The 25,875-nt window shown below is 68.4% G+C and carries 22 protein-coding genes; 12 read left to right on the top strand and 10 right to left on the bottom strand.

What is annotated here, in order from left to right; genetic code table 11:
- The first annotated feature begins 1 nt into the window (after position 1).
- A complete protein-coding gene (locus tag EV643_RS46010) occupies positions 2–1,849 on the top strand; it encodes a hypothetical protein (protein WP_238165915.1) in 1,848 nt (615 codons plus the stop codon).
- A 17-nt stretch (positions 1,850–1,866) separates the two neighbouring features.
- On the opposite strand, the gene EV643_RS31175 is transcribed toward EV643_RS46010, so the two are convergent.
- Positions 1,867–3,174: a right-handed parallel beta-helix repeat-containing protein gene (locus EV643_RS31175; protein ID WP_238165914.1), complete on the bottom strand. Its 1,308-nt coding sequence runs from the start codon at positions 3,172–3,174 to the stop codon at positions 1,867–1,869.
- 478 nt (positions 3,175–3,652) lie between these two features.
- Here EV643_RS31175 and EV643_RS31170 point away from each other — a divergent pair, with 478 nt between their 5' ends.
- Positions 3,653–4,099, top strand: a complete 447-nt coding sequence (locus EV643_RS31170; RefSeq protein ID WP_238165913.1) for a VOC family protein — start codon at positions 3,653–3,655, stop codon at positions 4,097–4,099.
- Positions 4,100–4,103: 4 nt separating this feature from the next.
- On the opposite strand, the gene EV643_RS31165 is transcribed toward EV643_RS31170, so the two are convergent.
- The 4 genes from EV643_RS31165 to uxaC form a co-directional block, all read right to left on the bottom strand.
- On the bottom strand, positions 4,104–4,370 hold the full coding sequence (locus EV643_RS31165) for a hypothetical protein (protein ID WP_133803756.1): 267 nt from the start codon (positions 4,368–4,370) through the stop codon (positions 4,104–4,106).
- A 117-nt stretch (positions 4,371–4,487) separates the two neighbouring features.
- The gene (locus EV643_RS31160) at positions 4,488–5,357 is read right to left on the bottom strand and encodes an aminoglycoside phosphotransferase family protein (RefSeq protein ID WP_133803755.1); all 870 of its coding nucleotides are present in this window, start codon (positions 5,355–5,357) and stop codon (positions 4,488–4,490) included.
- Positions 5,354–6,745 carry a caspase family protein gene (locus tag EV643_RS31155; protein WP_133803754.1) on the bottom strand — a complete coding sequence of 464 codons (1,392 nt, stop codon included), beginning with the start codon at positions 6,743–6,745 and terminating at the stop codon, positions 5,354–5,356. The genes EV643_RS31160 and EV643_RS31155 overlap by 4 nt, the downstream gene beginning before the upstream one ends.
- Before the next feature lie 105 nt (positions 6,746–6,850).
- Positions 6,851–8,257, bottom strand: coding sequence for a glucuronate isomerase (gene uxaC / locus EV643_RS31150; protein ID WP_133803753.1), 1,407 nt, complete (start codon positions 8,255–8,257; stop codon positions 6,851–6,853).
- A gap of 137 nt (positions 8,258–8,394) precedes the next feature.
- On the opposite strand from uxaC, the gene EV643_RS31145 reads away from it, so the two are divergent.
- Both EV643_RS31145 and EV643_RS31140 read left to right on the top strand, forming a co-directional pair.
- Entirely contained in the window at positions 8,395–9,441 is a 1,047-nt protein-coding gene (locus tag EV643_RS31145; protein ID WP_133803752.1) for a LacI family DNA-binding transcriptional regulator, read from the top strand.
- 100 nt (positions 9,442–9,541) lie between these two features.
- Positions 9,542–11,026 (top strand): mannitol dehydrogenase family protein, encoded by a 1,485-nt coding sequence (locus tag EV643_RS31140; protein ID WP_133803751.1) that lies wholly within the window; start codon positions 9,542–9,544, stop codon positions 11,024–11,026.
- A 12-nt stretch (positions 11,027–11,038) separates the two neighbouring features.
- Here EV643_RS31140 and EV643_RS31135 read toward each other — a convergent pair whose 3' ends face one another.
- The 4 genes from EV643_RS31135 to EV643_RS31120 form a co-directional block, all read right to left on the bottom strand.
- Positions 11,039–11,860: an alpha/beta fold hydrolase gene (locus tag EV643_RS31135; protein WP_133803750.1), complete on the bottom strand. Its 822-nt coding sequence runs from the start codon at positions 11,858–11,860 to the stop codon at positions 11,039–11,041.
- A gap of 139 nt (positions 11,861–11,999) precedes the next feature.
- Positions 12,000–13,610, bottom strand: a complete 1,611-nt coding sequence (locus EV643_RS46750; protein WP_133803749.1) for a LuxR family transcriptional regulator — start codon at positions 13,608–13,610, stop codon at positions 12,000–12,002.
- A 120-nt stretch (positions 13,611–13,730) separates the two neighbouring features.
- Entirely contained in the window at positions 13,731–15,299 is a 1,569-nt protein-coding gene (locus tag EV643_RS31125; protein WP_238165912.1) for a right-handed parallel beta-helix repeat-containing protein, read from the bottom strand.
- 228 nt (positions 15,300–15,527) lie between these two features.
- Complete coding sequence (locus EV643_RS31120; protein ID WP_238165911.1) at positions 15,528–17,222, bottom strand: right-handed parallel beta-helix repeat-containing protein; 1,695 nt, start codon at positions 17,220–17,222, stop codon at positions 15,528–15,530.
- 122 nt (positions 17,223–17,344) lie between these two features.
- Between EV643_RS31120 and EV643_RS31115 the strand changes: the two genes are divergently transcribed.
- The 5 genes from EV643_RS31115 (at position 17,345) to EV643_RS31095 (ending at position 21,379) form a co-directional block, all read left to right on the top strand.
- Entirely contained in the window at positions 17,345–18,526 is a 1,182-nt protein-coding gene (locus tag EV643_RS31115) for a glycosyltransferase (protein WP_133803748.1), read from the top strand.
- A 72-nt stretch (positions 18,527–18,598) separates the two neighbouring features.
- The gene (locus EV643_RS31110; protein WP_238165910.1) at positions 18,599–19,042 is read left to right on the top strand and encodes an adenylyltransferase/cytidyltransferase family protein; all 444 of its coding nucleotides are present in this window, start codon (positions 18,599–18,601) and stop codon (positions 19,040–19,042) included.
- Positions 19,039–19,779: a CDP-alcohol phosphatidyltransferase family protein gene (locus EV643_RS31105; RefSeq protein WP_133803747.1), complete on the top strand. Its 741-nt coding sequence runs from the start codon at positions 19,039–19,041 to the stop codon at positions 19,777–19,779. The genes EV643_RS31110 and EV643_RS31105 overlap by 4 nt, the downstream gene beginning before the upstream one ends.
- On the top strand, positions 19,779–20,192 hold the full coding sequence (locus tag EV643_RS31100; protein ID WP_133803746.1) for an FAD synthase family protein: 414 nt from the start codon (positions 19,779–19,781) through the stop codon (positions 20,190–20,192). Before EV643_RS31105 ends, EV643_RS31100 begins: the two co-directional genes overlap by 1 nt.
- Complete coding sequence (locus tag EV643_RS31095; protein ID WP_133803745.1) at positions 20,192–21,379, top strand: glycosyltransferase; 1,188 nt, start codon at positions 20,192–20,194, stop codon at positions 21,377–21,379. The genes EV643_RS31100 and EV643_RS31095 overlap by 1 nt, the downstream gene beginning before the upstream one ends.
- Before the next feature lie 16 nt (positions 21,380–21,395).
- Here the strand turns inward: EV643_RS31095 and nadA are convergent, their stop codons facing one another.
- A complete protein-coding gene (gene nadA, locus EV643_RS31090) occupies positions 21,396–22,592 on the bottom strand; it encodes a quinolinate synthase NadA (RefSeq protein WP_133803744.1) in 1,197 nt (398 codons plus the stop codon).
- A 110-nt stretch (positions 22,593–22,702) separates the two neighbouring features.
- Between nadA and EV643_RS31085 the strand changes: the two genes are divergently transcribed.
- From EV643_RS31085 to EV643_RS31075, 3 genes are read left to right on the top strand one after another with little or no spacing between them, the layout of a single operon-like run.
- Positions 22,703–23,578 carry an AAA family ATPase gene (locus EV643_RS31085; RefSeq protein WP_133803743.1) on the top strand — a complete coding sequence of 292 codons (876 nt, stop codon included), beginning with the start codon at positions 22,703–22,705 and terminating at the stop codon, positions 23,576–23,578.
- Positions 23,579–24,688 (top strand): vWA domain-containing protein, encoded by a 1,110-nt coding sequence (locus EV643_RS31080; protein ID WP_133803742.1) that lies wholly within the window; start codon positions 23,579–23,581, stop codon positions 24,686–24,688.
- Positions 24,681–25,802 carry an XdhC family protein gene (locus EV643_RS31075; RefSeq protein ID WP_133803741.1) on the top strand — a complete coding sequence of 374 codons (1,122 nt, stop codon included), beginning with the start codon at positions 24,681–24,683 and terminating at the stop codon, positions 25,800–25,802. The genes EV643_RS31080 and EV643_RS31075 overlap by 8 nt, the downstream gene beginning before the upstream one ends.
- Positions 25,803–25,875 lie beyond the last annotated feature (73 nt).

The following is a 25,875-nucleotide window of genomic DNA, read 5'->3' as shown; positions in this document are numbered from 1 at the left end:
GATGGCCGGGTCTGTGTTGACCGCGCCATCGGTGCCGGGGACGACCGAGGCGGAGCGGCCGAGCGAGAAGCCGGCCTGGTTCTGGCTGATGCTCTGGTGCCTGCTGGTGCTCGGTGTCCAGCCCTGGTCCTCCCGCGTCGCCTCTCCGCAGGGGACGACCGGCTCGACCAACAGCGTGCTGAAGGGCGCCCTCCTCGGCGCGATCTTCCTGGTCGTCCTCGCCGCCACCAAACCGGGATTCCGCACCCGGATCAGCCCGACCACGTTGCTGTACGTCATCTACGTCCTCTTCGCCACGGCGACCTGCTTCCTCCTCGCCGACCCGCTCGGCCCGCTGCTCCGGCTGGCCCGCCTGCTGCTCTGCCTGGTGCTGCTCTTCATGCTGTGGCGACCGCTGATGCAGACCCCGGAACGACTGATCCGGGCCCATCTCTGGGCCCATCTGTTGCTCGCGGCAACCGTCGTGCTGAGTGTCGGCTATGCCCCGAGCCAGGCGTGGCGCCCACTCAGCTCGTTCGGCGCCGGCTTCCGGCTGCAGGGCGTCATCATCCCGATGCTGCCGCCCCGGGTCGGCGAGGTCGGCGCGATCCTGCTCGGCCTCGCGATCCTCGCCCTGCTCGCCCGCAAGCTCGCCGTCATCCCCGCCGCCGCGTTCATCGGCCTCGGCCTGACCTTGATCACCCTCAGCCGCACCCGGACCGCCGCCGCCGCGATCGGCTTCGGCCTGTTCCTGGCGCTGCTGCTCACCCGCAAGACCTGGTTCGGCCGGTTCCTCGCCCTCGGCGTACCAGGGCTGGCAGGCCTGCTCTTCATGACCGTGCCCACCCTGCACACCTGGTTGCTCCGCGGTCAGGGCACCCAGCAGATCAGTTCACTCAGCGGCCGCACCACCAGTTGGCGGGCGGTCGTCGACGAGGACGTCTCCCTCCAGACCGCCATCATCGGCCACGGACTCGGCAACAAGCGCGTCCTGCTCCGCCGCGGCGAGGGCGACATCGACGTGATGGCGATCGACAACAGCTGGCTCGGCCTCTACTGGGAGACCGGCCTGCTAGCCGTCACCATCGTCGCCATCGCCATGATCGTCGCCTGGATCTCGGTCCTGCGCGCCCCCACCCCGTACGTCAAAGCCTGCGGCGCCCTCCTTTTGGGCTATGTAACCGCCGCCTCCCTGAACGAAAGTGGCCTCTCCGACCTGAGCTCCATGACCCTGCACCTCCTGGTAGCCGCCGCCATCTGCGACTCCGACCGCCTCAGACCCAGACCCAAACCCCACGACCCCAAGCCGCCACCCCGCTTCCTCCCCACATTCCCCACCACTCCGCCCTCCACCACCCCGCCCTCAGCCACGCGGTCGTCTGCCACGCGGCCGTCTGCCGCGCCGGCCGGTCCTCGCGACGCCGAACCACCCCCCGCCGACGACAACGCAACCGCCTGGTTCCCCGCAACCAGCGACCCAACGCCGCCCTCGCCGTCACACCCCTCGTCGCCCTTCGCCGGCGACGAGCCGCCCTCGGACCAGCCGGCTCCCAGCCCCACGCCCCGCCAGCCAGCGGACGAACCCCCAACCGCCTGGTTCCCCGCAATCGAAGCCCCCACCGACCAGCACCCCAGCAACACCCACCCCGCCCCGGCCACCGACCCGCACAACGCTGCACCCGACCCGGACAGCGCTGCACCCGACCCGGACAGCGCTGCACCCGGCCCGGACTGCGCTGCACCCGGCCCGGACGACCCCAACCCGCCGCGCGACCCGGACGAACCGAGCGCCTCGCGCGAACCGTATGACCCGAGCACCGCACGCCGTATCGGGCCACCACCCGGCCTCTCCTGGCTAGGCGGCCCCTAACCCGGCTAGTACTGGGTTCAGCTGCTGACGCTGTCGGCGTCGAAGCCGGCTGCCTGCCACTCGGCCCACGTGAGCGTCGCGCCCTTGAACGCGAACCGCTGCGCCGACCGATCACCGATCCGATAGCTGTTGCGACGGAAGTCGACCGACCCCTCCCCGGTGGGAGACCCCTTGTTCTCCACCACCCCTGTGCTCGCGGTCCCACCGTCCATCATCACCTGGTTGCCCTCGACCACGACGTCCCGCAGTACATAACGCCCCCGCGGCCCCTCACCCCGCGTCCGCGACTGGATCGAGATCCCGTTCCGATTCCCACGGACCAGATTGCCGACCACCCGTACCCCGGCCGACGTGTTCACGTTGATCCCGCCGCCGTCCCACAGGCTCGGCCCGGACCCACGACCGGTCCCGAACCCGTTGCCCTCGACCACGTTCTGCTCGATCGTCGCCTGGTAACTGATCTCGTACCGGATCCCGTCCGCCGCGTTGTCCCGGATCCGGTTCGCCACGATCCTCCGGTCGTACTCAGCGATATCGCTCCACATCCCGATCCCGCGATTCGCCACGATGTCGTTCCCGGACACCTCGCCGGACGATCGTGTCGACTTGATCCCACCGGACTCCCAGTCGGCGATCCAGAACCCGTCGGTGTTGTTCCGGGTCACCAGGTTCTCCACGATCCGCACCCCCGCCGACCGGTACTGCCCGATCCCGAGCTGCCCGTTGTCCGCAACGGTGTTACGCCGTACCTCGGCCCCGTCCCCGTCGATGACCATGATCCCGACGGCGTGGTTCCAGCGAACGTCGTTCCCGCTCACCTTCCACCCATGCCCAACCTGCAATGCCCCACCCTGCGGCTTGCTCGCGAAGTGCTCAATGGTCAACCCCCGAACGGTGACATCAGACGCAGACACTTCGATCGCCGTGTTCGTCCTGGACATCTCCAGCCGGCTTCCGCGCGGATCGTCAGCGACGTACACCGCATTCGCCGCATAATCCCCGAAGAACGTCCCAGCCCGCACTGCGTCCCGCGACATCACCCGGGTCAGATGCTTGCCATCAGCAAACACCTGCTCACCCACCTGACACGGCTTCGTCGCCAGATCCTCGCATTGCCCCTTCAACTTGTACGCCGCCGGCAGCACCCCGCGAACCACCCACAACCCGCCATCCCGCACCCACCCCGTCAGCGCAACCGCCCCACTGAGCACAGCCCCCTCACCACTGGCCAACGTGGACCCCTTGGTCGGCCGAATCGCACGCCCGATCCGATGCACCCCCTCGCCGAAGCAGAACGTCGTCCCCTCCGAATGCGCATCGATCACCCCCTGGGGATCCTGCCCCGCCGCAATCCCCACACCCTCACACCCCGAAACCGTAGAAGACCCAGTCGCCCCCAACTCAACCCCCGCCGCCACCGGCGGAGCCGTAGGCACCCCAACCACGCCACCTCCGGCCCCATCACCCTCAGCAGCCCGCTCCCCACCACTACAGCCCGCCACCAAAACCACCACCAACACCCCAGCGACCGCACCCCACCCCCGACCAACAACCCGCCGCCGGCCAACCATCCGGCCTCGACCGACAACCCGCCGCCGGCCAACCACGCGCCGACCTGTCCACCCTCCAGCGACCGCTCGCACAACACCCGCTGAAGCTGTCCCGCGATGCATCCAACCCCCAAGCAGTACCCCGGCCGAAGTCGCCCAACTCTATGACCAACCCAGCCCACCCGCGACGATCGCCGCAGACCCGACGGGTTGCGACGGCGCCCGTGTAACTTATATAACTGGTTACATGGTCATGGGTTGGAAACTTGTCATCGACACCAAGAACGCGCCCGCCCTCGCGGACTTCTGGGCCGCCGCCCTGGAGTACGAGGTGGAAGACCCCAGCGGGCTCATCGATCAACTGCTCGCCGCCGGCCACATCGGCGCGGACGCGGTCATCGAACATGGCGGCCGCAAGATCTTCCGTGGCTACGCCGGGATCCGCCACCCCGAGGACCCGTACGACCAGACCAGCGGCGTCGGTCGCGGCCGACGGCTGTTGTTCCAGGACGTACCGGAGAGCAAGTCCGGCAAGAACCGCCTCCACGTCGACATCCACAGCGAACCCGACGGCCTGGACAACCTGGTCGAGCGCCTGGAAGGCCTGGGCGCAACCCGCGTCCGCGAGTTCGACCACGGACCAGCCGGCCACTGGTGGGTCATGCAAGACCCCGAAGGCAACGAGTTCTGCGCGGCGTAGCGCCTCAGCCCGAGGCCCCGCCAAGGTCGGTGCAGTGCGCGACCGTCGCATCGTCCGCCGCCACCGCGCCGCGCACCTCCCGGGGATCGGAGACGACCGGCGTACCGACTGTCCTGTCGAGCACGAGGGTGGAGTCACCAAGTACCAGGTAGTCGACGAGGCCGTCGGACACACGCAAGATGGCCACGGTCGCCGACGGACTGATGACGTTGGCGACGTCGCAGGTGTCCCGATGCTCGTCCGTCACCTGCCCGATAGCGTCAGCGAGCACCGCCGAAAGACTGCGATCCCGCACGAGTGACAAGACCCCGAGAAGGCTGCCTCCCAACCCGTTTCGCAACGCTCGCCATCGTCACCCGCACGTCCCGCCGCCCTCTCGCAGATGTACCTAAAGGAACAGACGAACGACCCGATCGCAACGGACCGGGTCGTAGGTCAATCCGGCGTTCAGGCCCCAGAGCCAGTAATCGACGGTGCGGAACATGACCCAGTCCCGGGCGCGGTCCCGATCGAGTTCAGCCGTCTCGACCAGCGTGCCGAAGTGCTCGACCAGTTCGTCGCCGGTCGCCACCAAATCGACACTCATCCACAGAATCCTTGCCAGGTCGTACTCGATATCGCCGCGACGCAGTACGGGATCCACCACCAGCCACGGCTCGCGAGTACCCCGGAGTACCTGGTCCGCATGGATGTCGCCGTTGACCGCCAAGTTCCCATCGGTGATCGCCAAGGTGGGGACGAGTTGTTCGACCTCACGCAGCCACGCCACGTCGAAGGGACGTCCCGACGTTTCCCAGTCCCGCTCCAACTCCGCGCCGCGTTCGGTCACGATCTCCGCGGTGGACAAGGACATCGGGTCCGCCGGAACCGCCAGCCGACGCATCAGACCACCCAGGATGCCAACCGCTTCATCGAGCGGAACCTCGGCCAGAGAACTACCGAGGCGTTCGAGCAGCATCGCCCCGCGATCGGGGTCGGCCTCCAGTAGCCGCACCATGCCGCGGCCATCCCACCAACGCAGTGCGTGGATCTGTTCGGTGACATCCCGACCGGGCGGCGACATCCGCAGAGCCAGCGGTTCACCGTGCCGACGCACCGGCAGGACGATCGCGTTCGAACCGTGCGCCAGCTCGCCGTCCAGCCGCAGATCCCACCGCTCGCACTGTTCCTGGGCGGCCATCGGTAGCGCCGTCAGCCACTCCTCGCCCTCGTTCCACCATCGGGGCATCGCCAGGAAGGAAGACGGCAGCTCGATCACCCGCGAAGACTACGGCCATCCCGGGGTTCACGCCCGGGATTTCGTCCGCGCTGTTCGCCTACCAGATAGATGCCGACGGCAAGTCCCGTCAGCACTATGTAGGTGAGGGGGAAGAGATTGTCTCGACCCTGCGAGCCGCCAAGGGAGTGATATCCGAGGACGCCGACGCCGATGGACAGCAGGACTGTAAGTCCGACATTCAGCGGTACTGCGGCGCAGACCGCCCGCAGAAACTCGCGCAAGCCAGAGGGCTGGAATACGTGCCGCAGGGTGGCCAGCCAGCGCAGGTGCAGGTCGTGCCAATGGGCTGGCGAGCTCCGACCCGCGTCCACCACGGCGTAGGCGGCCGCCCACACGGCGCCGCCCAAGCCCCCGGCAACCCGTCCCGTGTTTTTGGACGGCCGCGTGTCTGTCACGCCCAAGAAGTACACGAAATCGAAAATCCACCACGTCAGCAACGCATTGAGAACGACTGCGGTGACGAGGAACAGCAGCGCCCCCAACCACCACTGTCTCTCCCGAACCCGAGTCGATCCTGCCGCCGCAGCCACTGGGTCAGCAGCCAGAACCACCGGGAGTCCCGCTGGACGCACCTCTGGCCGTGCCTTCGGGTTCGTGGGCTCCGTCGCCGCCGGGGATCTGGCCAGGACGATCGTGCCGGCCACGTCGAACTCCCACTTGCGCGGGGTCTGCAGGCCAGGTTGCTCGGCGAGCTGCCTACGCGCGTACTCGTACATGTCATCGACCGAGACCAGCCCATCACCGTCGATGTCGGCGGCACCGGTCTGGAGTCCACGAGTCACGCTGGAGGTGAAGATCGACGGAGTGGCGCGGCCGACCAGGTTGTCCCCCTCGAAGGCGTACTGCGTCGCATCGGATGCCGTCAGCACCACCAGACCGCGAGCGTCGAAGTGGTCCGAGGTATGTACGGACGGGTCGGCCTTGACCGACAGGCCCCTGGCGAAGGCGCCGCTATAACAGCAGTCCAGCAGCAGAACCTTGCAGCGCGATCTGCAGTCGAACAGAACGTCATTGACGAACCCCGCCGGGACTGCCGTCGACCGCAGCCGGTCGCGCCTTGTGTCGCGCGCGGCGAAGTAGAGCCGGCCTTGCTCGTCCTTCAGTCCGTGGCAGGACAGGTACAGCAGCAGTAGATCACCACGGTCGCGTTCCGCCGCGAAGTCCTCGATGGTCTGGGAGATCTGCCCGGATGGAGCATCCAGGACGGAAGTCACCGCAAACCCGCCGATTGCCGGGTCGGCCAGCACACCGGCCAGCGCGGCGGCGTCGTGCGCGGGCGACACGAGCTGAGCGAGCCCGTCGTCCTCGTACGCCGACGTGGCGACGATGAGCGCAAGCCGTTGCGCGGCGCCACCATTACCCGCCATCTGCCCGACCCGTCACTAGCCGACTGATGCCGATCAAGCGTAATCCCGTCGAGCCCGCTCACGCCCTCGCCGACTACCTCGTGACCTCCTGAGCGAACGGTTGGGTCAGGTCAGGTAGGTGGTCTTGGCGAGGTTGTAGGCGAGATCGGTGGCGACCTCGAAGGCGTCGTCCTCGTCGAGGCGGTGTTCGAGGACGAGGTTCGCGAGGTAGCCGGCGTCGATCCGGCGGGCGAGGTCGTGTCGCGCGGGGATCGACAGGAAGGCGCGAGTGTCGTCGACGAAGCCGGACGTGTTGTAGAAGCCCGCCGTCTCCGTCACCAGCTCACGGAACCGCCGCATCCCGTCCGGACTGTCGAGGAACCACCACGGCGCACCGAGACGCACACTCGGATAGACCCCGGCCAGCGGCGCGAGCTCCCGCGAGTACGTGGTCTCGTCGACGGTGAACAACACCATCCGGAACCCTTCCGAGTACCCGAATCGCTCCAGCACCGGACGCAGCGAACGCGTGAACTCCGTCGCCACCGGGATGTCGTGCCCCTGATCCGGCCCGTACGTCGCATGGATGCCGGCATGGTGGTCACGCAGTACGCCGGGATGGAGTTGCATCACCAGGCCGTCGTCCGCCGACATCGCGGCCATCTGGAACAACATGTGACCCGCGAAAGCGGCCGCGTCCTCGGTTGTCACCTCACCCTTCAGCGCGCTCGCGTAGATCCGCTCAGCCTCCGCATCGGCCAACGGGATCGCCGCCGCGCTGTAGTGCCCGTGATCGGTCGCCCGAGCGCCTGCGGCCAGGAACGCCTGCCGCCGCTTGCGCAATGCGTCCAGATAACCGGCGTACGACGAGGTGTCGGTGCCGGCGAGCCTGCCGAGTTCGCCGATCAGGTCGCCCCAACCCGGCCGGTCGAGGTGAACCACCGCGTCGGGGCGGAAGGTCGGGATCACCCGGCCGGGCAGATCTGCGCCGACCTTCGCGTGCGGGGCCAGGTCGTCGGTCGCCGCGTCGGTCGTGGAGATGACCTCGATGCCGAAGGTGTCGAGCAACGCGCGTGGGCGGAACTCCGGCTGTGCCAGCCGCGCCGAGATCTCGTCGTAAAGGTCGTCGGCAGTCTCGGCGGACGGCGCCACCGTCAGACCGAGCACCTCGGCGAACTCGTGCTCGAGCCAGTAACGGCTTGGCGTCCCCCGGAACAGGTGCCAATGGGAGCAGAACTCGCGCCAGATCTCACGTGGTTCCGCCGTGCGCGTGCCATCCCGGCGGGGGAGGCCGAGGCGGTCTGGTGCGACGCCCTGGGAGATCAGCATCCGGGTCACGTAGTGATCGGGGACCACCAGCAGGTCGGCCGGGTTGCCGAAGGGCTCGTCGGCGGCGAAGAGGTTCGCATCGACATGTCCGTGCAGGCAGAGCAGGGGTAGGGACCGGGTCGACTCGTGGATACGGCGCGCGAGATCGCGAGCTTCGCCGGCGGGCAGGGCGCGGTCCGGGTGGGGCTGAAGGGCCTTCGGCATCGTTCCTCCAAGGCTCGGCTGCAACGACTCTACAAAGGATTGCAGTCCTTGTCTCACAGCGCAACTCGGGCCTGAATTGACATGTGACTACAACCGATTGCAGACTCGTCGCATCGATCTCGACCCGGGAGGTGGACATGGCCGCGACCATCCGTGATGTCGCCCGCCTGGCGGGTGTGTCCACGTCGACCGTGTCCCGCGCGCTGTCCGTGCCAGACCTGGTCAACGCCACCACCAGGGCGAAGGTCCAGTCGGCGGCCGCCAGCCTCGGGTATGCGCCGAACAAGGCGGCCCGTGGCCTCATCACCGGCCGGACCGGGAACATCGGGCTGGTCCTGCCCGATCTCGCCAATCCCTTCTTCCCGAGCGTGGTGAAGGGCGTGCAGTCGCGGGCCCGGGCGGCCGACGTGGCCGTGTTCGTCGCGGATACCGATGAGAACGACCTGGCCGAGATCAACCTGGTCCGCGCGCTGGCGAAGCAGGTCGACGGGCTGATCCTGTGTTCGCCCCGGGCGAATGCCGACGAGCTGAAACGGATCGCCGCCGAGACCACCGTGGTCCTGGTCAACCGCCTGTTCGACGACATCCCGGCGGTGGTGTTCGACCACCAGGACGGGATGCGCCAGGCGGTCGCGCATCTCGTTGCCCTCGGCCACCAGCGGATCGCGTGGGTCGGTGGTCCGGTGAGCTCGTGGTCGAGCGAGCAGCGGGGGAGCGGGCTGGCCGCGGCCGCCGCCTCGCAAGGTGTCGAGCTGGTCCAGGTCGGGCACTTCCCGCCGTACTACGACGGTGGCATGGCAGCGGCGGACCAGGTCGTCGCGACCGGTGCGACCGCGGTGATCGCGTACAACGACCTGGTCGCGTTCGGTCTGCTCGGTCGGCTGCACCTGCGCGGCCTGTCGGTGCCGGCGGACATCAGTGTGGTTGGTATCGACGACATCGAGGCGGCCACGATGGTGCGGCCGACGCTGACCACCGTCCGGCTCCCGAAGCAACAGGCTGGCCGGCTTGCGGTCGAGTTGCTGCTCAGCCTGCTCGATGAGGCGGTCGCGCCGACGCCCGAGCCCGGTGGCGACTCGCCCGGTTCCCAGCCGGATCGAGCGCGTGCGGAAGCCAAGACGAACCATCGATCGCTGACTGGCGAGCTGATGGTCCGCGACTCCACGGGGGTGGCGGCCCGATGAACGACTGCACCGGTCTGCCCGATGAACGACTCAACGGGGCCGTTGGTCCGATGAACTTTGCCTGCCACCCGACCTCTCTTCCGACTCGAGGATGGACGCAATGGTGAATCCCCGACTGAGCCTGACCAACCTGCCGATCAAGCCGGCGGTCGATCCAGGCGAGCTGACCGTTGGCATCGTGCATCTCGGGCTGGGCGCGTTCCATCGGGCCCACCAGGCTGTCATCACCGAGCGGGCCGCGCAGGTCACGGGTGACACCCGGTGGGGGATCATCGGGGTGAGTCAGCGGTCGGCCACCATTCGCGATCAGCTCGCGCCACAGGACGGCCTGTACTCCGTCCTGACGCGCGGGTCAGGTGATCCGTCGATCGAGGTGATCGGGAGCATCCGCGAGGTGCTGACCGCGCCGGAGGAGCCGGATGCGGTGGTCGCGCGGATCGCGGATCCGCGGGTCGCAGTGGTCACCCTCACCGTTACGGAGAAGGGCTATCGCGCGGCCGGTGCCGGTGCCGGTGCCGGTGCCGGTGGTGGCAGCGGTGGCAGCGGTGGCAGTGCTGGTGGTGGAGGTGGAGGTCTGGACCTGGACGATCCGGAGATCCGGGCGGATCTGACCGGGCGGCCGCCGCGGACCGTGGTGGGTCAGCTCGCTGCCGGGCTGGCCGGTCGTGCGACGAGTGGAGCCGGGCCGCTCACGGTGGTGTCCTGCGACAACCTCGTTGCCAATGGCCCGTTTCTCCGGCGGCTGATGGAGGACTACGCGAACGCCGCCGCGGAGCATGCGGCTCCGGCGTTGAAGGGGCTGGCCGAGCAGTTGGCGGTTGCGAGGTTCCCCGCGAGCATGGTGGATCGCATCGTGCCGGCGACCACCGAGACCGATCGGGACGAGGCCGCGCGGCTCCTCGGCGTACGGGATGAAGCGGTGGTGGTGGCGGAGCCGTTCATTCAGTGGGTGATCGAGGACGAGTTCGCTGCCGAGCGGCCGGCGTGGGAGCGGGGCGGGGCGGTGTTCACGGCCGATGTGGCGCCGTGGGAGCAGGCCAAGCTCAGGATGCTCAATGCGACGCACTCGATGCTTGCGTATCTCGGGGCTCTGCGGGGATACGATACGATCGCGGAGACCGTGCGCGATGAGGAACTCGCCGGGTTGGCGCGGGAGTTGATTAGTGCGGACGTGGTGCCGACGCTGACGCCGCCGACGGGGCTGGATCTGGCGGCGTACGGGGAGAGTGTGCTGGAGCGGTTCGCCAATCCGGCGCTCAAGCATCGGACCGCGCAGGTCGCGATGGACGGATCGGTGAAGTTGCCGGTCCGGATGCTGGGGACCGTGCGCGATCGGCTGGCGGCGGGGGCTGAACCGCGGCTGGCGTCTTTGGCGGTCGCCGCCTGGATGGTGTACGTCGCACGGGTTGATCACCTTGATGACCCGCAGGCCGCGCGACTGAAGGCATCACTCCAGGGTGCTGCTCAGCCCAAGTCCGTGGTGGACGCGCTGCTCGGGGTCGACACCGTGTTCGGTGCCGACCTCCGGGACAACGAACTCTTCCGCGCCCTCCTCATCGAACACGTAGCCAAGCTGAGCACATAAAGCGTGCTGTACCTACCTGACTGACTCGAAGAAGGAGATCAGCTCCTTGGCAAGGAGCTCAGGTGCGGCCAGCGGTGCAAAGTGCCCGCCACCGGCTAGTTCACGCACCTGTCCGTCAGCGACGTGCTGGGCCAGGTACAGAGCCGAATTCGAGACAAAGGTGCTCCTGGTCGTCTCCCTGCTCCACAGGGCGACCACCGGTGCCGAGATCTTCGCAAGCTGGTCGGGGTCGTACGGCCGGGATCCCTCCCTTGACAGGTTTTGCTGGAAGTACTGGAGCATGGCCGGGACGCTGCGTCCCCATCGCTCGAAGAAGTCCTCATCCAGGGCGGCAATGTCCGCGCCGGTCAGGACGAAGGGCGCGAAGGCGCGAGCCGCGTCGGCGAGGCGCCCGTCGGCCGCTGCCGCAGCAGTGCGTTCGATGGTTGCACCAAGGCTGGCGAGGTCGTCACCTTCCGCCACGGTCGGGACGTAGCCCTCGAAGAGGGCCACGGCGGACACCGCACTGCTCTGGGCCGCCGCACCGAGCGGCGGCTCAATGCCCGACCAGCCCACCAGGTACACCGCCTCACCGATTGTGTCGATGAACGCGACGACATCCTGTACCAGGCGGTGCACCGAGTGGTCCGGGCTGTCGCCGGACAGGCCGCGGCCGCGTGTGCTCGGCGTGTAGCAGGTGAAGCGGTCGGCGAGGTGGGGCACCAGCGCCTCGTAGGCAACCTCGCCGTCGCCCCATCCTCCGTGGACCAGAACCAAGGGCGGCCCCTGTCCGCGGACTCGTCCGACGATCTCGGTGCCGTCTGCCGAAATGGCAACCTGAACCCGTCCAGCCATCGTCACTCACTCCTCGAGTCGGGCGCCGGTGTTCGGCGCATCTACCAAGAAGCTAGGTAGCGCGGCTGCGATCGGGCATCGGCTCGATTGACCAACTTGCCTCTGCGCGACTACGCGGTTATGCGTAGCCGCTGACGCGTCAGCGAGCCACTGTCAGCTGATGGTCGATGGCGTAGCGGGCAGCATGGGTGCGCGAGGTGACACCGATCTTGTTGTAGATGTTCGTCAGGTGCCGGGCAACCGTCCGGTCACTGATGAACAGCGCAGCACCGATCTCGCGGTTGGAGCGTCCGTCGGCCACCAGCGTGAGCACTTCGCACTCACGCGGGGTCAGGCCATCGGGCAACTCGCGCATCGGTCGGTGCGCACCCAACCGCTCATAGACTGCCGTCGCCCGCGCCAGCTCCGCGTCTGCGGAAGCCGCGTCGCCGAACGCCCGGTAGGCCTCGGCGAGCCGGACGCAGGTACCGGCGGCATCGTAGACAGACCCGAGTTCGTACCAGCGCCGGCAGGCGTCGCGCAGCACTGGCAGTGCCTCCGCGACGTTGCCCTCAGCCAGCAACACCGCACCGCGCGCGGTTGCCGCCATCGCCTCGAGTCCTGAGGTGGCGAAGGTGGATGCCGTCTTCGCGAGCTCGGACGCGGCAGCTGCAGCGTCCTGCGGATGTCCGGCGGCGATCGCGATCTCGACCAGCGCCGCACACAGCGGGGCGCGGAGCAGCGGATCGGGACCTGCCGCGGCCACTGCCGAGAGCACCGACGCCAACGCACCCTCGGCGTCACCATCGGCAAGCCGAAGCAACGCCCGCCCCGGCTGCGGGTCGTATCCGCGGGCGTGCGCTTCGGCGTACGCCTCGGCAGCGCCGGCCTCACCGCGCAACCGGCGAACCTCGGCAACGACGTACCAGGCCTGTGCGGCATAGTCGAGCCGATTGACGTCGAGGCTCGCAACCACATGCAGCGCTCCGAACTCAGCCTCGTCCCACGCGCCGCGCAGCAGTTGGAGCTGCGCTCGGTGCACCGCACACATGGCGCCGAACGTTACTTCGGCGGGCACGGTAGTCAGCCACCTCTCGGCCAGTTCCGTCCACCGAGTCATCCGACGAACGTCACAGACCTCATGACAGGCCGCGATGGTATGGCAGTAGAGGACACCCGTCATGAACGGATCCAGCCTGCCCTCCCGGACAGTCACCATCGCCTCGTCGAGCAGCGCCAACCCGTCTGCGACCGCGCCCGACTTGATGAGCGCGCGCCCTTCGCCATTCAGCCCCAGAGCCACCAGGTCCGGCTCGTTCAGCCGTCGGCCGAGGTCACGGATCTGCCGGGCTGCATCCACCGCCACAGCAGGCTGGCCGGCCACCAGGTTGGCCTCCACGCCCGTCAACAGCAGCAGGAGCCCATGCACCCGGCACTCCCGGACACCCTCGAGCAGATGCTTGGAACGGCTCAACCAACCCATACCCAGCGGCTCGTCGCCTCTCCCGACGTGGAAGACCCCGAGACGGAAAGCAACCCCCGCGGCATCGGCCGGACGCGATTCGGCAACAAGGGCGTCGCACGCCGCAGCGTCGAGTCTCAGGGCGTCCTCGATCCGCCCCAGCCACCACACCGCGTCGGCGTAGGCGGCGAGGTCATTGGCGGTCAGTCGATCCGGCGCGACCGCGTCAAATGAGTCAGCGGCGCCGCGCCATTCCTGTGCCGCGGACGCCTGCCTTGCCCGGTGCAGGCTGTCATCGTGGTCGTCCACCTGCTGCCCTCCGTCGACAGCAGCAGGCTACCGCTCGCGTCTGCAGAGAACCGTCAGACGGGCCTTGGGTCGAGGCGTGGCCCGCGGGTTGGGGGTGGGCGGCGTGTGGGGGTGGGTGGGCTATTTGGTGGTGAATTTGCTGTTGGCGTCGAGGCCGGCCTTTTGCCATTGGGGGGCGGTGAACCATTGGCCGAACTTCTGGAAGCGGTTGGTCATGAGGCTGTCCAGGACGTAGGTGTTGGTGCTGAGGACCACCTCGCCGGTGGGGATGGGGGAGCCGGAGTTCTGCACCATGCCGGTGGCGGCGGTGCCTTGTTTCATGGTGACCTTGTTGCCGGTGACGGACACGTCGCGGAGGACGTTGAGGCCCCAGGGACCACTGCCGCGGGTGCGGGACTGGATAGAGATGCCGTTGACGTTGCCGGTGACAACGTTGTTGCGGACCTGGACATTCGTCGACGTGTTCACGTTGATACCGCCGCCGTCCCACAGCGACGTACCGGAGCCGCGGCCGGTACCGAGGCCGTTGCCGGTGATGGTGTTGTTCTCGATCACGCCGTTGCGGCCGATCTCGTAGCGGATCCCGTCGGCGGCGTTGTCGACGATCTGGTTGTCGCTGAAGGTGCGGCCGTCGTCGTACGCGTCGCTCCAGAGGCCGACGCCGAGGTTGCCCTGGATCAGGTTGCCGGTCACCGTACCGCCGGTGGACCAGGTGGTCTTGATCCCGCCGGACTCCCAGTCGGCGATCCAGAAGCCGTCGGTGTTGTTGTTGCTGACCTGATTGTCGGAGATGGTGCCGTTGACGGTGCTGTACTGGCCGATGCCGAGCTGGCCGTTGTGCTGGATCAGGTTGCGTTCCAGGGCGGCGCCGTCGGCGTTGACGAGCATCGCGCCGACCGCGTGGTTCCAGCGGATGTCGTTGGCAACGACCTTCCACTTCGGGCCGAGGACGATCGCGCCGGCCTGGGGCGCGGTGGCGAAGTGCTCGATGGTGAGGCCGCGTACGGTGACGCCGGTGGCCGTGGACTGGATCGCGGTCGGGGTCTTGGACATCTCGACGGACCGGCCGGCCGGGTTGTCGCCGAGGAAGACGGCGTTCGCCGCGTAGTCGCCGAAGAAGGTGCCGGGGACAACCTTTTCCCGGGTGGCGACGCGGGTCAGGTGTCTGCCGTCGAGGAACAACTGTTCACGCAGATAGCAGACGTTGGCGATGTTGTCCTCGCATTGGCCGGTTCGCCCGTACGCCGCCGGGAGCACGCCCTTCACGACCCAGTCGCCGCCGGTCGCGGTCCAGCCGGTGAGCGGGACCGACCCGGTCAGTACGGCGTCCTCGTCGCTGCCGATGATCTGGTTCGCCTTCGGGACGATCATGCGGGTGATCCGGTGCAGGCCCGCGGCGAAGCAGAACGTCGTACCGGTCGGGTAGTTGGCGACCACGTCGGCGGCTTCCTGGCCGGGGCGGATCTCCACACCGATGCAGGGCACGACACTGGACGGACCGATGCGCAGGGCATCCACGTTGGAAAGCGTCGGCATGTTGGTGGGAAGCGGGGGAAGCGCGATCGCGGGCGGCGCGACCGGTGTCGGTGGATCCGGTTCGTACGCCGTCGCAGCGGCGGGCGCCGAGCTTACGAGAGGTGCCGTCAGGACTAGTGCCGTGACGGAGATGACGGTCGATGACTTCTTCACCGCGGCCCTCCGGGGCGTAGAGGTACAGGTTCTGCACCCCCCTGGTGCGGCTTACCCGGGAAAGATTACTACCTGACGCAGTCATGGCAACACGCAAAGTTCGTTGCCGACGGCCAGTGTCGGACATTTGTTTGCCGTGCGCACCCAATTCGGTCGCGCTGCGTGGCCGAGATCGCGCTCCGTGAGGAATCCTTGCCCTAGGCCCTCAGCTTGCCGGGCAGGTTGCCCTCAGCTCGCCGTGAAGCTGCCGATCGTGTCGTAACCGGCCTGGCGCCAGCCCTCGGCGGTGAGCTTCGTACCGGCCTTGGCGAAGCGCTGCGCCGCCAGCTGGTCCAGCTCGTACCGGTTGCCGCTGAAGATCAGCTGGCCGACCGGCACCTCGGCGCCCGAGTTCTGCACCAGCCCGGTGGCCTGGGTGCCGCCGGGCATCCCGACCGTGTTGCCGGTGACGCGCACGTTGCGGAGCAGGTAGCGCCCCCACGGTCCGTCGCCGCGGGTGCGGGACTGGATGGAGATGCCGTTGACGTTGCCGGTGACAACGTTGTTGCGGACCTGGACGTTCGTCGACGTGTTGACGTTGATCCCGCCGCCGTCCCACAGCGACGAACCTGAGCCGCGGCCGGTGCCGAACCCGTTGCCGGTGACCGTGTTCTTCTCGATCACGCCGTTGCGGCTGATCTCGAACCGGATCCCGTCCGCCGCGTTGTCGACGATCTTGTTGTTGCTGATCAGCCGCCCGTCGTCGGCCACGTCGGCCCAGATCCCGATGCCCTTGTTGGCCCGGATCAGGTTGCCGCTGACCACACCCGACGACCGGGTCGACTTCATCCCGCCGGACTCCCAGTCGGCGATCCAGAAGCCGTCGGTGTTGTTCGAGGTGATCACATTCGAGGTGACGTTCGCCTGTGCAGAGCTGTACTGGCCGAGGCCGAGCTGGCCGTTGTGGTGGACCAGGTTGCGCTCGATCCGCGCGTTGTCGGCGTTCACCAGCATCAGGCCGACGGACTTGTTCCACCGGACCTCGTTCGCCTTCACCTTCCAGCCCGGACCGGAGACCAGCGCGCCGGCCTGGGCGGGGCTGGCGAAGTGCTCGATGGTGAGACCGCGGACGGTGACGCCGGGCTGGTTCGACGCGATCGCGGTCGCCGTCTTCGACATCTCCACCGAGTGCCCGGACGGGTTGCTGCCGAGGTAGATCGCGTCGGCGGCGTAGTCGGCGTAGAAGGTGCCGGCCTTGACCGCGCCGAGCGACGCCACCCGGGTCAGGTGGTCGCCGTCCAGGAACAGCTGCTCGCGCAGGCTGCAGATGTTGGCCGTGTTGTCCTCACACTGCCCGGCCTTCCCGTACGCCGGCGGCAGGGCACCGCGGGTCACCCAGGCCGCACCCGACTTGCTCCAACTGGTCAGCGGGGTCGAGCCGGTCAGTACTGCGCGCTTGGCGCTCGCGATTGTCTGGTTGGCCTTCGGGCGGATCGTCTCGCTGATCCGGTGCAGGCCGGCGGCGAAGCAGAAGGTGGTGCCGGATGGGTGTGCGTTGACGACGGACTGCGCGTTCTGTCCGGGCTTGATCGAGACGCCGCTGCACGGACCGGCGACGCTCGGGCCCGCGCTGTCACTGGTGACGACAGGCTTGGTGGTCCCGGAATCAGTGGTCGGCTTGGCGGCGGTCGGCTTCTTCTTCGGGCCAGGGGTGGTGGGCTTGGCCGACGGTGCGACGGTCGGCGGCTTGCTGGACACAGTGCCCGGCGGCAGCGACGGCGAAGGCGAAGGAAGGAAGCCGGTCCCGGCGGCCGCATTGTCGTCTTTGGTGCGTGACTTCTCGGTGGATGCCGCGTTCTTCTGATGGGAGTTCACGGGGTAAGCGACTGCTGCGCCAACCACCACGACCGCGATGGTGGCGAACAACGCCGGCTTCGCCGACATGAACTTCCTCAAAGCACCCTCCGGGGTGTTTCGCGGCACGCGGTACCACGTCCCCCGGTGCGCCTCACGTACCAGTCGTCACCACCGCGGAAACCTCTGACCGACGGCCTAGGGTGGTGCTCATGCGGGTCGCCATCCTTCACAACCGGTATCGATCGGGTCAACCCAGTGGCGAGAACACGGTAGTGGATCAAACGGCTGTTTTATTGCGTAACTCAGGACATGAGGTCGACCAATACGTGCAAAACAGCGACGAAATCGCGCGCTTCGGCCGAAAAGATCGCGCTCTGTTACCGTTCCGCTCCGTTTGGTCATTCGGCGACGAACGCGATTTAACACTCCGATTGCACGAGCGGCGGCCCGACATCGTGCACGTGCACAACACCTTCCCGCTCCTCAGTCCGTCGGTACTGCGGGCCGCGCACAAGCTGGGTCTCCCGGTCGTGGCCACACTGCACAACTTCCGCCTGATGTGCGCCAACGGCGTACTGCAGCGCGACGGTGGTCCGTGTGAAGCCTGCGTCGGCCGGATTCCGTGGCGCGGTGCGGTGCACGGCTGCTACCGCGAGTCGAAGGTGCAGACCATCCCGCTCGTCACCGGGATCACGGTGCACAAGAGCCTCCGGACCTGGCAGCGATACGTCACCACGTTGGTCGCGCCATCGGAGTTCGTCCGCTCGCGCTACGTCGCCGGCGGGTTCGACGGCGGGCAGATCGTGGTCAAGCCGCATGCCGTTCCCTTCTCCGGCAGGGTTCGCGAGGGCGCGGGTGACGGGGTCGTGTTCCTCGGCCGGCTGACCGAGGAGAAGGGTTTCGCCGATCTGCTCCAGGCGTGGGACTCTTCGCTGGGGGAGTTGATCATCATCGGTGACGGCCCGCTGAGGGGTGAGGCCGATGCCCGAGCCGCGCGGGATCCGTCGATAAAGGTGCTCGGCGCGCTGCCGTGGGAGGAATGCATGGAAGTACTACGGTCCGCGCGCGCCGTCGTCGTACCGGCGCGGTCTTATGAGACGTTCGGCCTTGTGGTTGTGGAGGCGTTCGCGCACGGCGTACCGGTGGTCGCGTCCCGGATCGGAGCGCTGGCCGAGTTGGTGGATGACGGGGAGACCGGAGCGTTGACCGAACCCGGTGATTCGGCTGGATTGCGGAAGGCGATCGAGTTGATCACGGACCCTACGACTTCGATAGCCTGCGGGGAACGAGCCCGGCAGGTCTATCTCGAGCGCTTCACCCCGGAGCGGGACCTGGCCGCCACGGAGAGGATCTATGCCGATGCGATCGCCCGGCACCCGGCCCGCGCCTGACCGGGCGCGCCGTGCCTGGCTGAACGTAGTGGCTGCTAGGCGGAGCGTGACTACTCGGTGTAAGGTCGGCGAGTGGGGGAGCGCATGGTGCCGCAACGCATCGGGTATCTGACCGGTGTCTTCGACCTGTTCCATGTCGGTCACCTGGACGTGCTCGAACGTGCCCGGCAGCAGTGCGACCGGTTGATCGTCGGCGTGCTGTCCGACGACTGGGCCGAGGACGCCTGGGGTGACCGGCCCTTCGTTCCGCTCCTCGAACGGGCCCAGATCATCGAGCACCTGCGCTGTGTGGACGAAACGGTTGTGGTGGAAGACGTCGAGCCCGAGTGGCTGACCGGCGTGCTGGGGGTACGGACGGTGTTCGCCGCTGACGGGACCGACGGTGTGCTCGGTGCTGACGAGCTGGACGGGATTCCCGCCGGGCTGATCAGCACCCTGGCCGCCGGACGAGGTTCCCGCAGCCAGATCCTGCGCGCCGCGATCGGCCCGCGGCAGTCGCGCAGTTCCGTCGCATGACCGCCCGCTCCTACGGCGAAGTCGTCGCGGAACTGGTCCGCGCCCAGAAACCATCCGCCGGCACCCCGGCGTACTCGCGGTTCGTCAACCGGCGGCTCGGGCGGTATCTTGCGGCGGGCGCGTTCCAGCTCGGCCGTACGCCGAACCAGGTGAGCCTGGCGAGCGGGTTCTGCTCGTTGATTGGCATCGTGCTGATCGCGACGGTCGAGCCGAGCCTGCCGTTGGCCCTGGTGGTCACCGCGTTCCTTGTGCTCGGGTATGCGCTCGACTCGGCCGACGGACAGCTCGCCCGGTTGCGGGGTGGCGGGTCGCCGCTCGGTGAATGGCTCGACCACATGATCGACTGCGTGAAGATCGTGCTGCTGCATAGCGCGGTGCTGGTCTCGTTCTACCGGTTCGATGCCTTCAGCAACGAGTTCGTGCTGCTGGTCCCGCTCGGCTATTTGTGCGTGTCCGCGGTGATGTTCTTCGGGCTGATCCTGATCGACCAGCTGCGCCGGCGGCATGGTGGCACGACGTCCAATGTCCGCGGCGATTCGGTGCTGAAGTCGTTGCTGATCGCACCGACCGACTACGGCATCCTCTGCCTGGTGTTCCTGACCCTTGGCCTGCCGTCGCTGTTCGCCGTACTGTACGGGCTGATGCTGGCGGCCAACCTGGTCTTCCTGCTGGCCGCGATCGCCAAGTGGTACGGCGAGACGGCAGCGCTCCGGCCGGCGAAGGAGGTGGTCCGCTGATGGGAGTGACCGGGTACGCGCCGGGCGTCTACGACATGTTCCACATCGGACACCTGAACATCCTGCGTCGCGCCCGCGAGCACTGCGACTACCTGATCGCCGGTGTGGTCAAGGACGAGGTGGTGGCCCAGATCAAGGGCCGGCCGCCGGTGGTCCCGCACGACGAGCGGATGGAGGTGGTCCGCGCGATCGGCCTGGTCGACGAGGTGGTCAGCGACTGGTCCAGCGACAAGTTCGAGATGTGGAAGCAGTTGCGGTACGACGTGCTCTTCAAAGGTGACGACTGGAAGGGCACCGAGAAGGGCACCCGGCTGGAGAAGCTGCTCGGCGAGGTCGGTGCGAGCGTGCACTACTTCCCGTACACCGCGTCCACGTCGAGCACGGATCTCCGCCGGCTGCTGGAGGGGCCCTGATGGCCGGCCGGCCGAAGGTCCTGCTCAGCGCGTACGCGTGCCGTCCGCAGGGTGGCTCCGAACCGGGCGCCGGCTGGGCCTGGGCGAAGGCGGCCGCGCGGGATCACGATGTCTGGCTGCTGACCCGCGGCAAGTTCGCGCACGAGCTCACCGAGGAACTGGCGATCCGGCCGATCCCGTCGCTGACCGTCGTACCGCTGGAGCTGCCGAAGTGGTTGCTCAGGCTGCGGCGTCGGCACGCCGACGTCTACTGGTACTACCCGCTCTGGCAGCGGCTGGCCGGGCGGACCGCTCGCCGGCTGGACGCGGAGCACTCGTTCGACGTGATCCACCACCTCACCTTCGCGGTCGACTGGATGCCCGCCGGAGTCGTGCAGCATTCGTCTGCGAAGGTGATCTGGGGTCCGATCGGTGGGTCCACCGCGGTGCCGTTGTCGCTGGCGCACTGGCTGGGCGGGCGTGGTCTGGTGGGTGAGCTGGTACGCCGCGGCTGGACCGGAGTGGCCCGCAAACTCGTGGGTCGCCGGCTCGCTCAGACGGCCGACCTGGTGGTTGCCCAGAACAACGATGTCGCGGAGACGTTCGGCCAGGCGGCGCGCGAAATCGTCGTCCAGCCGAATGTGGCGATCCGGCGGTTCGCGAGTGCGGCCGGTCCGTACGAGCCGTACTCGCCGGGCGCGAAGACGGCCCTCTTCGTCGGCCGGCTGATCCCGTGGAAGGGCGTGATGCTGGCGATCAGCACCATGGCTCGGCCCGAGGCGGCGAACTGGGAGCTGAGGGTGATCGGTGACGGGCCGGACTGGCGTCGCGCCGAGCGGCTGGCCGAGCGCCTCGGCATCCGGGATCGGGTGGAGTTCACCGGTCAACTGCCGCGCGAGGAGGTCCTCGCGGCGATGTTGCGCGCCGATGCTTTGCTTGCGCCCGCAATGCGGGAGGCAGCCGGTTGGGCGGTGACCGAGGCGCTCGCCAGTGGCTGCCCGGTGGTGTGCATCGATCGCGGCGGGCCGTCCGTCATCGTCGGGCCTGACGAAGGCGCCGTCGTCTCCTGGCGCGGCGACGTGGTCGGCGAACTCGCCCGCGGCCTCGCCGGCCTCCGCGGCCGCATCACTCCGGTAGATCGCTGGGGCCCCGACCGCCTACCAGCCCTCCTCGCCGCCTGGTACGCCACCGCGCACGTCCCCCAGTAGACAGAGAAACCGCGGGTCAGTCGCGGGCGGCCATTCCTGAGTGGCTGAGTCCCGGCAGGGCGAGCATGCGGTCGAGAGCGATCTTGGCGTAGTGCTCCGTGTCGGCGTCGACCTTGATCGGGTTGACCACGGTGCCGGCGACCAGGTTCTCGAGCGCCCAGACGAAGTGGGGCAGGTCGATGCGGTTCATCGTCGCGCAGTAGCAGACCGTCTTGTCCAGGAAGACGATGTTCTTGTCGGCGTGCTTCTTCGCGAGACGCTGGACCAGGTTGAGCTCGGTGCCGACCGCCCACGACGTCCCGGGCGCGGCCTCGTCGAGGGTCTGGATGATGTACTCCGTCGAGCCGACCAGGTCCGCCTTGGTGACGACCTCGTGCTGGCACTCAGGGTGCACGAGCACCTGTACGCCGGGGACGCGGGCGCGGACGTCATCCACAGCGGCCGCGGTGAAGCGGCCGTGGACCGAGCAGTGCCCGCGCCAGAGGATCATCTTCGCGTTCGCCAGCTGCTCAGGGGACAGGCCGCCGCCCGGCTTGTGCGGGTCGTAGACGACGCACTCGTCGAGGCTGATGCCCATCTTCAGGACGGCGGTGTTGCGGCCGAGGTGCTGGTCGGGCAGGAAGAGCACCTTCTCGCCCTGCTGGAAAGCCCACTCGAGCGCGACATCCGCGTTGCTCGAAGTACAGACCGCTCCGCCGTTGCGGCCGCAGAACGCCTTGATGTCGGCGCTGGAGTTCATGTACGTGACCGGCACGGTGACATCGGCGACACCGGCGTCGGCGAGGGCGTCCCAGGCCGCCTCGACCTGCTGGATCCGGGCCATGTCAGCCATCGAGCAGCCGGCGGCGAGGTCCGGCAGGATCACCGTCTGGTTCTCGTTGGTCAGGATGTCCGCGGACTCGGCCATGAAGTGCACACCGCAGAACACGATGTACGGCGCGTCCGGGCGGGCCGCCGCGTCCCGGGCGAGCTTGAACGAGTCGCCGGTGACATCGGCGAACTGGATCACCTCGTCGCGCTGGTAGTGGTGGCCCAGCACGAACACCTGGTCGCCGAGGGCGGCCTTGGCTTTCAGCGCCCGCTCGACCAGGTTCGGGTCGGAGGCCGGGGGCAGCGCGCCCGGGCACTCCACGCCACGCTCCGAGTGCGGGTCGGAGTCGCGGCCCAGGAACAGCAGGGGAAGGGACTTCGAACCGTCTGCGATTGTCGTCACGTCAACATCGTGCCACGCCGGACACGTCCGACCGCGTGGTACACCTCACTGCCCAGCATGCGAAATTCACACTCCTTGGCAGCAGCGCTCGCTGGGCGGATGCTGATCAGATGAACGTCGTCGGTTCCGCGGCCGACCTCGCCGCGCGACTCCGGGGCACCGGTTACCTCGCCGACGAGGGCCTGGCCACGGTCGGCTACCTCGCGCTCGCTCTCGACCGCCCCCTGCTGCTGGAAGGCGAACCCGGAACCGGCAAGACCGCTCTCGCCCTGGCCATCGCCGAGGCGCTCGACCTGCAGCTGATCCGGCTGCAGTGCTACGAGGGCATCGACTCGACCCAGGCCCTCTACGACTGGGACTTCCCGCGCCAGATCTTGCATCTACGGACGGTCGAGGCGACCAGCAGCGGCGCCGAGGTCGAGGAGGTCGAGCGGTCCCTGTTCGACGAGCGGTTCCTCCTCGCCCGGCCCGTACTCCGGGCTCTGCGTGAGAGTCCCGCCGTGCTCCTGGTGGACGAGATCGACCGGGCCGACGACGAGTTCGAGGCGTTCCTGCTCGAAGTCCTCTCCACCCACGAGGTGACGATCCCCGAACTGGGCACGATCCGCGCGGAGGTACCGCCGATCGTCGTCCTCACCTCCAACCGGACCCGCGAGGTACACGACGCGCTCAAACGCCGCTGTCTATACCACTGGATCGACCACCCCGGCCTGGAGCGCGAGGTCGAGATCATCCGGACCCGGCTGCCCGAAGTGTCCCGCCGGCTCGCCGAACAGGTCGCCCGATCGGTGCAGCGGATGCGCGAACTCGACCTGCTCAAGCCGCCCGGCGTGGCGGAGACGCTCGACTGGGCCCGGGCGATCGACGCACTCGGTACGGACGCCCTGGACGTGCAGTCCGCGGCCGCGACGTTGGGGGCCGTGCTCAAATATCGCGAGGACTCCGAACGTGTCCGCGAGTCCCTAGATCGATTGCTGGCGAGCTAGGTGACTAGCAGCCTGGACCTGTCGCCCGACCTCTCATTGGCCGGGTTCGCCTCCGCGCTGCGGCACGCGGGTCTGGCGATCACCGCCGACCGGGTGCAGGTGTTCCTGCGGGCCGTGGCCGCCCTCGACATCGCCGTCGCGGCTGACGTCTACTGGGCCGGCCGGGCGTCGCTGTGTGCCGATCCGGACGACTTTCCCCGGTACGACGAGGTGTTCGCCGCGTGGTTCTCCGGCGACCTGCCGAGCGGGGGGATCCGGCGGACGCGGGCGGCGCCGACCGTCGTACAGGCCGGGCTTGATGCCGAGGACAACGGTGTCGAGGGGGAGGACCACGCGATCGCGGTGTCGGCCAGCGATACCGAGGTACTGCGGCATCGGGATGTGGCGGAGCTGTCCGCCACCGATCGGGCCGAGTTGCTCCGGTTGTTCGCGAGCCTGAAACCGCAGGCGCCGAGGCGGCGTGCGGCCCGGCGACGGCCCTCCCACACGGGCGAAATCGACCCGCGACGGACCCTCAGGGCCCAACTGCGCCACGTTGGTGAACCAGCGCGCGTGCTCTACCGGCGACGCGGGATCCGACCTCGCCGGGTGGTCCTGCTCGTGGACGTCTCCGGCTCGATGCGCCCGTACGCCGACAGCCTGCTGCGGCTCGCTCACACCATGGTCCGGGTGGCCCCGCGTCAAGTGGAGGTGTTCACCATCGGGACCAGGCTGACCCGGGTGACGTCGGCGCTGCGGCACCGCGACTCGGAGTACGCGCTACGGCTGGCCGGGGACGTCGTACCGGACTGGTCGGGCGGCACCCGGCTCGGTGAGGTGCTGAAGGTGTTCCTGGATCGTTGGGGGCAGCGGGGGACGGTCCGTCGAGCGGTTGTGGTCGTCTGCAGCGACGGGTGGGAACGTGGGGACACGGCCCTGCTGGGAGCGCAGTTGCACCGGCTGAAGCGGCTGGCGCACCGGATCGTCTGGCTCAATCCACATCGCGGCAAGCCCGGCTATCTGCCCGTCCAGGCGGGGATCGTCGCCGTGCTGCCGTCGGTGGACGACCTCATCGCGGGACACAGCCTGGCCAGCTTCGCGAATCTCCTGAAGGTGGTGGCCGATGCGTGACGTGCTCGAGCAGTTGATGGGTTGGTGGAACGCGGGGCAACCGGTTGCCGTCGGCACCGTTGTGGCGACGTTCGAGTCGGCGCCGCGGCCGCCGGGCGCGGTGATGCTGGTCGGCCCCGGTGGTGAGGCGGTCGGCAGTGTCTCGGGCGGTTGCGTCGAGGGGGCGGTCTACCAACTCGGCGAGGAGATCCTCGAGTCCGGTGAGCCGGTGCTCCAGCGGTACGGCGTGAGCGACGAGTCGGCATTCGCCGTCGGCCTCACCTGCGGCGGGATCCTGGACATCTTCGTCGAGCGCATCGACCAGGCGTCGTACCCGGAACTGGGCGAGGTGGCGGCCGACGTTGCCGCAGGCCGACCGGTCGCCGTGGCCACCGTGGTCGCGCATCCCGATACCGCACGTATTGGTCGGCGGCTCGTGGTGCGACCCGCTGATGAACCGACGGTTGGCAGCCTGGGAACGGATCGGATCGACGACGCCGTGGCCGATGACGCGCGCGGGTTGCTCGCGGCGGGGCGGACGGAGACGTTGGAGTACGGGCCGGAGGGGCAGCGCCGGGGCGAGGGGATGCGGGTCTTCGTCTCGTCGTACGCGCCGGTGCCGCGGCTGCTGGTGTTCGGCGCGATCGACTTCGCGGCGGCGGTGGCGAAACTCGGCTCGTTCCTGGGGTATCGGGTGACTGTCTGCGATGCGCGCGGGGTCTTCGCGACCGCGTCCCGGTTCCCGTCCGCCGACGAGGTGGTGGTCGACTGGCCGCACCGGTACCTGAAGGCCGAGGTGGCGGCCGGCCGGATCGACGGCCGGACCGCGATCTGCGTACTCACCCACGACCCGAAGTTCGACGTACCGCTGCTCGAGGTCGCGCTCCGGCTGCCGGAGGTCGCGTACGTCGGGGCGATGGGCTCGCGGCGGACCCACGACGACCGGCTCAAGCGGCTCCGCGAGGCCGGGCTGACCGAGTCCGAGCTGGCCCGGCTGGCCAGTCCGATCGGGCTGGATCTGGGCGCGCGGACGCCGGAGGAGACCGCGGTCAGCATCGCCGCCGAGATCATCGCGCTGCGCTGGGGCGGTGTCGGGGATCGCTTGTCGGGACAGGCGGGACCGATCCACCACTAGGCCGTTGAGAGGTGCTCGGTCTTGTGGTCCACGTCACACCGGTAGCAGGATCAGGGAGGACGGCACTGCTCAC

Source organism: Kribbella caucasensis (assembly GCF_004361855.1).
Lineage (GTDB): Bacteria > Actinomycetota > Actinomycetes > Propionibacteriales > Kribbellaceae > Kribbella > Kribbella caucasensis.
This window is presented reverse-complemented; position numbering and strand designations above follow the sequence as displayed.

Coding starts and splice junctions, on each gene's coding strand:
- EV643_RS46010 (WP_238165915.1), top strand. CDS start 2: ATGGCCGGGTCTGTGTTGACCGCGCCATCGGTGCCGGGGACGACCGAG.
- EV643_RS31170 (WP_238165913.1), top strand. CDS start 3,653: ATGGGTTGGAAACTTGTCATCGACACCAAGAACGCGCCCGCCCTCGCG.
- EV643_RS31155 (WP_133803754.1), bottom strand. CDS start 6,745: ATGGCGGGTAATGGTGGCGCCGCGCAACGGCTTGCGCTCATCGTCGCC.
- uxaC (WP_133803753.1), bottom strand. CDS start 8,257: ATGCCGAAGGCCCTTCAGCCCCACCCGGACCGCGCCCTGCCCGCCGGC.
- EV643_RS31145 (WP_133803752.1), top strand. CDS start 8,395: ATGGCCGCGACCATCCGTGATGTCGCCCGCCTGGCGGGTGTGTCCACG.
- EV643_RS31140 (WP_133803751.1), top strand. CDS start 9,542: ATGGTGAATCCCCGACTGAGCCTGACCAACCTGCCGATCAAGCCGGCG.
- EV643_RS31135 (WP_133803750.1), bottom strand. CDS start 11,860: ATGGCTGGACGGGTTCAGGTTGCCATTTCGGCAGACGGCACCGAGATC.
- EV643_RS31120 (WP_238165911.1), bottom strand. CDS start 17,222: ATGTCGGCGAAGCCGGCGTTGTTCGCCACCATCGCGGTCGTGGTGGTT.
- EV643_RS31115 (WP_133803748.1), top strand. CDS start 17,345: ATGCGGGTCGCCATCCTTCACAACCGGTATCGATCGGGTCAACCCAGT.
- EV643_RS31105 (WP_133803747.1), top strand. CDS start 19,039: ATGACCGCCCGCTCCTACGGCGAAGTCGTCGCGGAACTGGTCCGCGCC.
- EV643_RS31100 (WP_133803746.1), top strand. CDS start 19,779: ATGGGAGTGACCGGGTACGCGCCGGGCGTCTACGACATGTTCCACATC.
- EV643_RS31095 (WP_133803745.1), top strand. CDS start 20,192: ATGGCCGGCCGGCCGAAGGTCCTGCTCAGCGCGTACGCGTGCCGTCCG.
- EV643_RS31085 (WP_133803743.1), top strand. CDS start 22,703: ATGAACGTCGTCGGTTCCGCGGCCGACCTCGCCGCGCGACTCCGGGGC.
- EV643_RS31075 (WP_133803741.1), top strand. CDS start 24,681: ATGCGTGACGTGCTCGAGCAGTTGATGGGTTGGTGGAACGCGGGGCAA.